Source organism: Pseudomonas sp. P5_A2_2, assembly GCF_054177685.1.
The window spans coordinates 1-8,252 of record NZ_JBGCUL010000139.1; the positions used below are offsets into that span (position 1 = coordinate 1).

Sequence of the window (8,252 nt, forward strand, 5' to 3'; positions counted from 1 at the left end):
CAGCGTTACTTTCAAACCACGCTTCACAGCTCAGGCCCCATGGAAAAGTGCAGTCGAAAGCCGCCATCGTCGTCCAGCGCGCGGGCCAGGTCGAGGCGGATAGGCCCCACCGGCGATACCCAGCGCACGCCGATACCGACCCCGGTCTTGAGATTCGGCAGTTCGAGTGTATTGAAGGAGTTGCCCTGATCGACAAAGGTCGCGACCCGCCATTTTTCGGCGATGGAATACTGATATTCCGCGCTGGCGGCCACCATGTAGCGACCACCGATACGGGCACCGTCGGAGTTTTCCGGGGACAGGCTCTGATAGTCGTAACCGCGCACGCTCTGATCGCCACCGGCGAAGAAGCGCAGCGATGGCGGCACCGATTTGAAGCCGTTGGTGGCACTGCCGCCGACCTGCACCCGCCCGAGAAAACGATGGTTGTCGAACACCGTGGTCAAGCCTTTGACCAGCGCCGTGCCGTAGAGCAGGTTGCTGTCGGAACCCAAACCTTCCTTGGCCACTCTGGATTCGAATTGCAGCCGATAGCCGTTATGCGGGTCGATGCGGTTGTCGCTTTTCAGGTACGAATAATTCACGCCGGGCATCAGCAGGTTACTGAGTCCGGAGTCATCGCCAAGTTGGTAATCCTCGCGCTGCCACTTCAGCGACACCACCCGTTGCCAGCCGCTGGGCAATTTGCTGTGCCATTCGGGGCCGAGGGTCAGCAACTTGCTGTGGGTGTCGGTGCCGGCGATGTCCTCATTCTGATAACCGCCGGCAAAACGCAGTTTGTCGGTCAGTGGCGGGTCCAGTGGAATGTCGTAGAACAGCCCGACGTTTTGCCGCGGCGCCGAGACTTCGGTCTCCCAGCCATAACTGTGCCCTTGGGCGTTGACCCAGTGTCGGGTCCAGTTGGCCTTGGCGCGTGGGCCGACGTCGGTGGAGAAACCCAGGCCCAGGCCCATGGTCCGCGGCTTGCGGGTTTCGAGCTTGACGTCCACCGGGATCGCATCGTCCTTGGACGCCTTGGGTGCCGCGTCCACGCGCACGCCTTCGAAGTACCCRCTCGATTGCAGATTCTGATTGAGTTCGGCGATCAGTTCCGAGTCATACGGCTCGCCGGCCTTGAATGGCACCATGCGTTGCAGCAGCTCGTCATCGAACGGCGTATCACCCTCGAAACTGACCTTGCCCAAGGTATAGCGCGGGCCACTTTCATAGATCAGTTCGATATCGGCGACGCCGGCTCGCGGGTCGACCGACAATTTTGAACGGGTGAAACGGCCGCTGAAAAAGCCATAGCGCGAAGCCTGATTCTGGATCAGGCGCTTGGCGTCCTCGTAATGCCCATGATTGAGCACCGCCCCTGGTTTGAGCGCGTCGCTCTTGGGTACACGAAAGGTTTTGAGGGAGGCCGCCGGTCCGTCGACGCGTATCGTCACATTGCGCAGATGCACCGGCTCGCCAGGATCGATGGTCAACACCAGGCGTGGTGTCTTGCCACCTTTCACCTCGCTGTCGATGTGCGGCTGGTAATAACCCAAGGCCTGGGAGGCCTTGCGCGCCTGCTCTTCGGCGCCACGACCGAAGCGCTGCAAGGCTTCTTCGTCACGATCGCCGAGGCTGCCGATATAGCCCTCYATATTGGCCTTCAGTTCATCGTTGGACGGTTTGATCCGCACATCCAATTCACTTTGCGCCAGCGCCGTGCAGCTGGATAACAGCATGAGCACGCCACTGGTAATTCTTCCTGGAAACTTCATAGGCGCGGATGCTATCACGAGCTTGAGAGCGTGATAGAGCCTGACATGCCCGGAAAGTTCGCCGTTCAAGCAGTTGCTGTTTGTAACACCTGGGGATTGGGGTGAAAAAACACGTGTTCGCGGATCGGTCCTACGGCGACCTCACCAATTTCCTCGTAGCCTTGACGCTTGTAGAACTCCAGATAACGCGGATTCCCGGTGTCGAGGATCACGCCCTGTGAGTTTTCATCCACCGCGCACCAGTTGTGCACGGCCTGCAACAACTGCTCGCCGAAATGTTTGCCCTGGAATTGTGGATGCACCCCCAGCAATGGCAGGACGTGCACCGAGTCGTTCGGCACACAGGCCTCCACGGCAGCATGATATTCGAGGTAGCGACGGGTGCAGCGAAATCCCGTACTGAGCACCATGCGCAGGCGCCAGGCCCAACTTTCGGTGACGCCAAGCCGACGTTGCGGCGGTGCGATCAGAGCGATGCCGATCAGGCGGTCGTTGACCAGCAGGCCGATGGCGGGCAGGTCCTGGAGAAAATGCTGGCTCACCAGTTCGCGCACGGTGGCACGAACCCGCTGTTCGTAACCGGGGCGTTCGGCTTCGAACAAATAGCCGAAAGTCGGCTCGTGTCGATAAGCCTGGTACAGGAGCGAACGCGCTTCGCGGGCGTAGCCGCTGTCAAGCATGTGAATATCGGCGATGGCGGTCGAGGTTTCGGGCATGACGGTTGATCTCCCCGGTACAGCTCGGGTGGCTGCACTCTTGTTGTTACGAGCGGATCGGCGCTGACACAGTTCCTTACAGATCCGAAATCAGTGTAGGCAATGAAATCGACAAAGAGGCCGGGATGGTCAACACAGGTCCGACAGAACACAGTAAATCCCCTCACCCCACACTGGCCCGATTCCCACATGTCAGCTAGCATCGCCCTTTTGCCAGGACTGCCGACCATGAAGATCGTCTCCTTCAACATCAACGGGCTGCGCGCCCGTCCCCATCAGCTGGCGGCGCTGATCGAAAAGCACCAGCCCGATGTGATCGGCTTGCAGGAAACCAAGGTCCACGACGACCAGTTTCCCCTCGATGAAGTCAGAGCACTGGGCTACCACGTGTACTTCCACGGACAAAAGGGGCATTACGGCGTCGCCCTGCTCTCGCGACAGGAGCCGCTGGCCCTGCACAAGGGTTTCGCCACCGACGAAGAAGACGCCCAACGACGCTTCATCTGGGGCACCTTCGCCGACGCCAATGGTGTGCCGGTGACCATCATGAACGGTTATTTCCCACAGGGCGAAAACCGCGACCACCCGACCAAATTCCCGGCCAAGGAACGCTTCTACAGCGATTTGCAGCAACTGCTGGAAAGCCAGTTCGAGAACGACCAGCCACTGGTGGTGATGGGCGATGTGAACATCTCCCCGGAAGACTGCGATATCGGCATCGGCCCGGACAACATGAAGCGCTGGCTGAAAACCGGCAAATGCAGCTTCCTGCCGGAAGAGCGCGAGTGGATGGCCCGCTTGAAGAACTGGGGCCTGGTCGACAGTTTCCGTCACCTGAACCCGGACGTGACCGACACCTTCAGCTGGTTTGACTACCGCAGCCGTGGCTTCGAAGACGAACCCAAGCGTGGCCTGCGCATCGACCTGATCCTCGCCTCCCAGGGCTTGCTGCCACGGGTGAAGGCCGCAGGGGTGGACTACGAACTGCGCGGTATGGAAAAACCTTCGGACCATGCGCCGATCTGGCTTGAGTTGAGCTGATTTCTCCTGATCACATCAATACCCTGTGGGAGCGAGCTTGCTCCGGGCGGCGTTCCGACGATAGCGGTCTTTTATTCAACATCGATATTGAATGTTAAGGCCCCATCGCGAGCAAGCTCGCTCCCACATTGGTCCATCGCACAACCTGTCATTTTTCGGAAACCTTACTGACTTATTCTCCCGGCACCTCCTTTGGCTATGTAAGGTGCCGGCATGATGCTGCGCGTGTTGTTCCTGTTGATGCTGTGCATGGGCTTGCCGCAGGCGGCCCCGGCCGGCGACTTGCCGATACCCGAACACGGCACAGTGCTGCGCATCCAGGGTTCCAACACCATCGGCGCGGCATTGGGACCGGCACTGGTCGAGGGCCTGCTGAGCGAACAGGGCCTGCGCAGGATTCACCGCGAAACCCCGGACACCGCCAATGAACTGCGCATCGTCGGCGAAACCGTTCAAGGCCGGCGGGTCATGGTGGAGGTGGCGGCCCATGGTTCCAGCACAGGCTTCACTGCGCTCAAAGCAGCCAGCGCCGACCTGGCCGCCTCGTCGCGCCCGATCAAGGACAGCGAACTGGGCAGCCTGCAATCCCTCGGTGACCTGAAAAGCCCGAGCGCCGAACAGGTCATTGCCATCGATGGCCTGGCGATCATCCTGCATCCGGGCAATCCGCTGAACCAACTCGACACCGTGCAACTGGCGCGCATTTTCAATGGCGAGGTAAAAAACTGGGAAGACATCGGCGGCCGCGGCGGACCCATTCATCTGTATGCGCGGGATGATCAGTCCGGGACTTACGACACCTTCAAGGAACTGCTCCTCAGTAGCCGTGGGAAAGCTCTGAGCAGCACGGCGAAACGCTTCGAGTCCAGCGAGCAACTGTCCGATGCGGTCAGCGCCGACCCGCAAGGCATCGGATTTATCGGATTGCCCTATGTGCGCCAGGCCAAAACCGTGGCCATTGTCGACGGGCAATCGCAAGCCATGTTGCCGCTCAACAGCCTGATTGCCACGGAAGACTATCCGCTGTCCCGTCGATTGTTCTTCTACCTGCCACCCAATGGCAAAAATCCCTGGGCTAAAGCACTGGTGACCTTTGCCCAAAGTACTGACGGCCAGGCCATTGTGGCCGCCAACGGTTTTATTGCCCAAACCGTCCAGGCCATGGCCGTTACCCCCAATGCATTGATGCCCGAGGGTTATCAGGCACTGAGTCGACATGCTCAACGGCTGTCGGTGAATTTCCGTTTCGAGGAAGGCAGTGCCAGCCTGGACAACAAGGCGCGGCAAGACCTGTGGCGGGTGCTCGACTATATAAAGCAGCACGACAAGACCGATGGACAGGTCACGCTGGTGGGATTTGGTGACGCCAAAAGCGACCCGGCGCGTGCCGACCTGTTGTCGAAACTGCGGGCCATGGCGGTACGGCGGGAGTTGGTGAAGAGCGGCGTGGTGTTTCGCGAGATTCGCGGATTCGGTGCCGAAATGCCGGTGGCGGCCAATAGCGCTGATGAGGGAAGGATCAAGAATCGGCGGGTTGAGGTTTGGGTATATTGAGGTTGAGGTTGAGGTTGAGGTTGAGGTTGAGGTTGAGGTTGAGAGGGTGAATTTACTGACGCCATCGCGAGCAGGCTCACTCCTACAGGGATCGCAGTGAACCTGTGGGAGTGAGCCTGCTCGCGATGAACGATAACGCGGTCTTACTGCCCGCTACGCATCATCTCCTTCGGCACATATTTGCCAATCTCGAATTTACCGATCGCCGCTCGGTGCACTTCGTCCGGGCCGTCGGCCAGGCGCAGGGTGCGCTGCATGGCGTACATGTAGGCCAGCGGGAAATCGTTGGAAACCCCTGCTCCACCATGAATCTGGATCGCCCGGTCGATCACTCGCAACGCAACGTTTGGAGCGACGACCTTGATCTGCGCGATCTCGCTTTTCGCCACTTTGTTGCCGACTGTGTCCATCATGTACGCCGCTTTCAACGTCAGCAGGCGAGCCATGTCGATTTCCATCCGCGAGTCGGCGATCTTGTCGACGTTACCGCCCAGCCGCGCCAGGGGTTTGCCGAATGCGGTGCGGCTCACCGAGCGCTTGCACATCAGTTCCAGTGCACGCTCGGCCATGCCGATCGAACGCATGCAGTGGTGAATCCGGCCCGGACCAAGGCGACCTTGAGCGATTTCGAAGCCGCGACCTTCCCCCAGCAGGACGTTTTCGTACGGCACCCGGACGTTTTCGAACAGCACTTCGGCGTGACCGTGAGGCGCATCGTCGTAGCCGAACACCGGCAGTGGACGCAGGATTTTTACCCCGGGGGTGTCCACCGGTACCAGAATCATCGAGTGCTGCGCGTGGCGTGGCCCGTCAGGATTGCTCAGCCCCATGAAAATCAGGATTTTGCAGCGCGGGTCGCAAGCACCCGAGGTCCACCATTTCTTGCCGTTGATCACCCACTCGTCGCCATCGCGCACCGCACGGGCAGCCATGTTGGTGGCGTCGGAGGACGCAACGTCCGGTTCGGTCATGGCGAAGGCCGAGCGGATCTCGCCGCGCAACAAGGGTTCGAGCCAGCGTTGTTTCTGCTCTTCGTTGGCGTAACGCACCAGCACTTCCATGTTGCCGGTGTCCGGTGCCGAGCAGTTGAACGGCTCTGGCCCCAGCAGCGAGCGCCCCATGATTTCCGCCAGCGGCGCGTATTCGAGGTTGGTCAGGCCGGCACCGAGCTCGGACTCAGGCAGAAACAAATTCCACAGGCCTTCGGCCTTGGCCTTGAGTTTGAGTTCTTCCATGATCGCGGTCGGCTGCCAGCGATCGCCTTCGGCGACCTGGCGTTCGAACACGGCTTCGGCGGGATAAACGTAGGTGTCCATGAACGCAGTCACGCGCTCGCGCAGTTCCTGAACCTTGGGCGAATAAGCGAAATCCATGAGCGAGATACCTTCTTGGGGGAGGTTGTTTAGATCATGCAATCGATGCTAGAACAGCCATGAACATTTACCTAGCCTATTCTCGGCGTGTATAAACATTCATCACCGATATATGATCGGCTGATCGTCAAGGTCAGCCCGCACACACAATAAGAGAGCCGCGTAATGAATCTGAGCAAGGTCGATCTCAACCTTTTCATCGTCTTCGACGCGATCTACACCGAAGCCAACCTGACCCGCGCCGGGCAAATCGTCGGCATCACCCAGCCGGCGGTGTCGAACGCGCTGGCGCGTCTGCGCGAGACCTTCAACGACCCGTTGTTCGTGCGCACTGCCCAGGGCATGGTGCCCACGCCGATGGCGCAGAACATCATCGGCCCGGTGCGCAACGCCCTCTCGCTGCTGCGCGTATCGGTGCAGGAAAGCCGCATTTTCAACCCGCAGCAAGCGGTCAAGACCTACCGCATCAGCATGACCGACCTCACCGAAGCGGTGATCCTGCCGCCGCTGTTCCAGCGCCTGCGCCGCCTGGCGCCGACGGTGATCATCGAAAGCTTCCTGTCCAAACGCCGCGAAACCACCAAGGAACTGGCGGCCGGTCGCCTCGACTTCGCGGTCGATGCGCCGCTCAACACCGACCCGCAGGTACGTCATGTCAAGTTGATGGAAGACCGCTACGTGTGCGCCATGCGCAAGGGGCACCCGCTGGCGGGCAAAGAGAAACTCACCCTGGATGATTACCTGGGCCTGACCCACATCCATATTTCCAGCCGCCGCAGCGGCCTCGGCTATGTCGACCTGGCGCTGGGCAAGATGGGCATCCAGCGCAAGATCGCCCTGCGCTCCCAGCATTACCTGATGGCCTCGCAAGTGCTACAACAGACGGACATGGTCATGACCGTGCCGGAACGCTTCGCCCGGCGTAACGACCTGCACGCCTTTTATCTGCCAGTCAACGATGTGCCGCCGGTGGAAACCCATCTTTACTGGCACGAAAGCACTGACMAGGACCCGGCGAATCGCTGGATGCGCGAGCAGATGATCGAGCTGTGCCAGCAGGTGACGGCGCAGGAGAAGAAGCTCGAGAAGGTGTAATGCCTTGTACCGAGTTATCGTTCATCGCGAGCAGGCTCACTCCCACATTGGATCTGCTGTGAACACGAAATCTGTGTTCTACGAAGATCCCCTGTAGGAGCGAGCCTGCTCGCGATGAGGCCAGCAAGAACAGCGAAAACCCCTGCCCCTTGACGTAAACGTCAACCTGCCATTAGCTTAGCGCCATGACCTTTTGCGAGCGCTTCCATGAGCAGCCAGACCTACAGCATTTCCGATCTCGCCCGCGAGCTCGACATCACCACCCGGGCCATTCGCTTTTATGAAGAGCAAGGCCTGCTCAGCCCCGAGCGTCGTGGCCAGGAACGCATTTACTCACCCCGCGACAAGGTCAGCCTGAAGCTGATCCTGCGGGGCAAGCGCATCGGCTTTTCGCTGGCTGAATGCCGCGAACTGATCGAGCTCTACGACCCCTCCAGCGGTAACACCAAGCAGTTGCACAGCATGCTGGCGAAAATCAGCGAACGCCGTGAGCAGCTTGAACAGCAGTTGCTGGACATCGAACAGATGAAGCTTGAGCTGGATACCGCTGAAGAGCGCTGTGTGCAGGCGCTGGAGCAGACGCTCAAAAGCCAGGAATCGGTTCAATAAATCCACACTATCCACTGTGGGAGCGAGCTTGCTCGCGATAGCGGAGTGTCAGTCACCAAAAATGTTGAATGTGATGCCCTCATCGCGAGCAAGCTCGCTCCCACAGGGTTCTC

7 protein-coding genes are annotated in these 8,252 nt (G+C 59.7%); 4 read left to right on the forward strand and 3 right to left on the reverse strand.

Annotated elements, in window-relative coordinates:
• Positions 1-23: 23 nt before the first annotated feature.
• A complete protein-coding gene (locus ACXRVY_RS11565; RefSeq protein ID WP_458237429.1) occupies positions 24-1,751 on the reverse strand; it encodes an autotransporter assembly complex protein TamA in 1,728 nt (575 codons plus the stop codon).
• Between the two features lie 65 nt (positions 1,752-1,816).
• A complete protein-coding gene (locus ACXRVY_RS11570) occupies positions 1,817-2,467 on the reverse strand; it encodes a GNAT family N-acetyltransferase (protein ID WP_223461514.1) in 651 nt (216 codons plus the stop codon).
• A gap of 228 nt (positions 2,468-2,695) precedes the next feature.
• Between ACXRVY_RS11570 and xthA the strand changes: the two genes are divergently transcribed.
• Positions 2,696-3,508 carry an exodeoxyribonuclease III gene (gene xthA, locus ACXRVY_RS11575; RefSeq protein WP_223461512.1) on the forward strand — a complete coding sequence of 271 codons (813 nt, stop codon included), beginning with the start codon at positions 2,696-2,698 and terminating at the stop codon, positions 3,506-3,508.
• A 213-nt stretch (positions 3,509-3,721) separates the two neighbouring features.
• A complete protein-coding gene (locus tag ACXRVY_RS11580) occupies positions 3,722-5,062 on the forward strand; it encodes a phosphate ABC transporter substrate-binding/OmpA family protein (RefSeq protein WP_223461510.1) in 1,341 nt (446 codons plus the stop codon).
• A gap of 143 nt (positions 5,063-5,205) precedes the next feature.
• On the opposite strand, the gene ACXRVY_RS11585 is transcribed toward ACXRVY_RS11580, so the two are convergent.
• The gene (locus ACXRVY_RS11585) at positions 5,206-6,435 is read right to left on the reverse strand and encodes an acyl-CoA dehydrogenase (protein WP_223461507.1); all 1,230 of its coding nucleotides are present in this window, start codon (positions 6,433-6,435) and stop codon (positions 5,206-5,208) included.
• 165 nt (positions 6,436-6,600) lie between these two features.
• On the opposite strand from ACXRVY_RS11585, the gene ACXRVY_RS11590 reads away from it, so the two are divergent.
• Entirely contained in the window at positions 6,601-7,530 is a 930-nt protein-coding gene (locus ACXRVY_RS11590; RefSeq protein ID WP_458237430.1) for a LysR family transcriptional regulator, read from the forward strand.
• Between the two features lie 207 nt (positions 7,531-7,737).
• A complete protein-coding gene (locus tag ACXRVY_RS11595; RefSeq protein ID WP_007992801.1) occupies positions 7,738-8,139 on the forward strand; it encodes a MerR family transcriptional regulator in 402 nt (133 codons plus the stop codon).
• Positions 8,140-8,252: the final 113 nt, after the last annotated feature.

Coding starts and splice junctions, on each gene's coding strand:
- ACXRVY_RS11585 (WP_223461507.1), bottom strand. CDS start 6,435: ATGGATTTCGCTTATTCGCCCAAGGTTCAGGAACTGCGCGAGCGCGTG.
- ACXRVY_RS11570 (WP_223461514.1), bottom strand. CDS start 2,467: ATGCCCGAAACCTCGACCGCCATCGCCGATATTCACATGCTTGACAGC.
- ACXRVY_RS11580 (WP_223461510.1), top strand. CDS start 3,722: ATGATGCTGCGCGTGTTGTTCCTGTTGATGCTGTGCATGGGCTTGCCG.
- xthA (WP_223461512.1), top strand. CDS start 2,696: ATGAAGATCGTCTCCTTCAACATCAACGGGCTGCGCGCCCGTCCCCAT.
- ACXRVY_RS11595 (WP_007992801.1), top strand. CDS start 7,738: ATGAGCAGCCAGACCTACAGCATTTCCGATCTCGCCCGCGAGCTCGAC.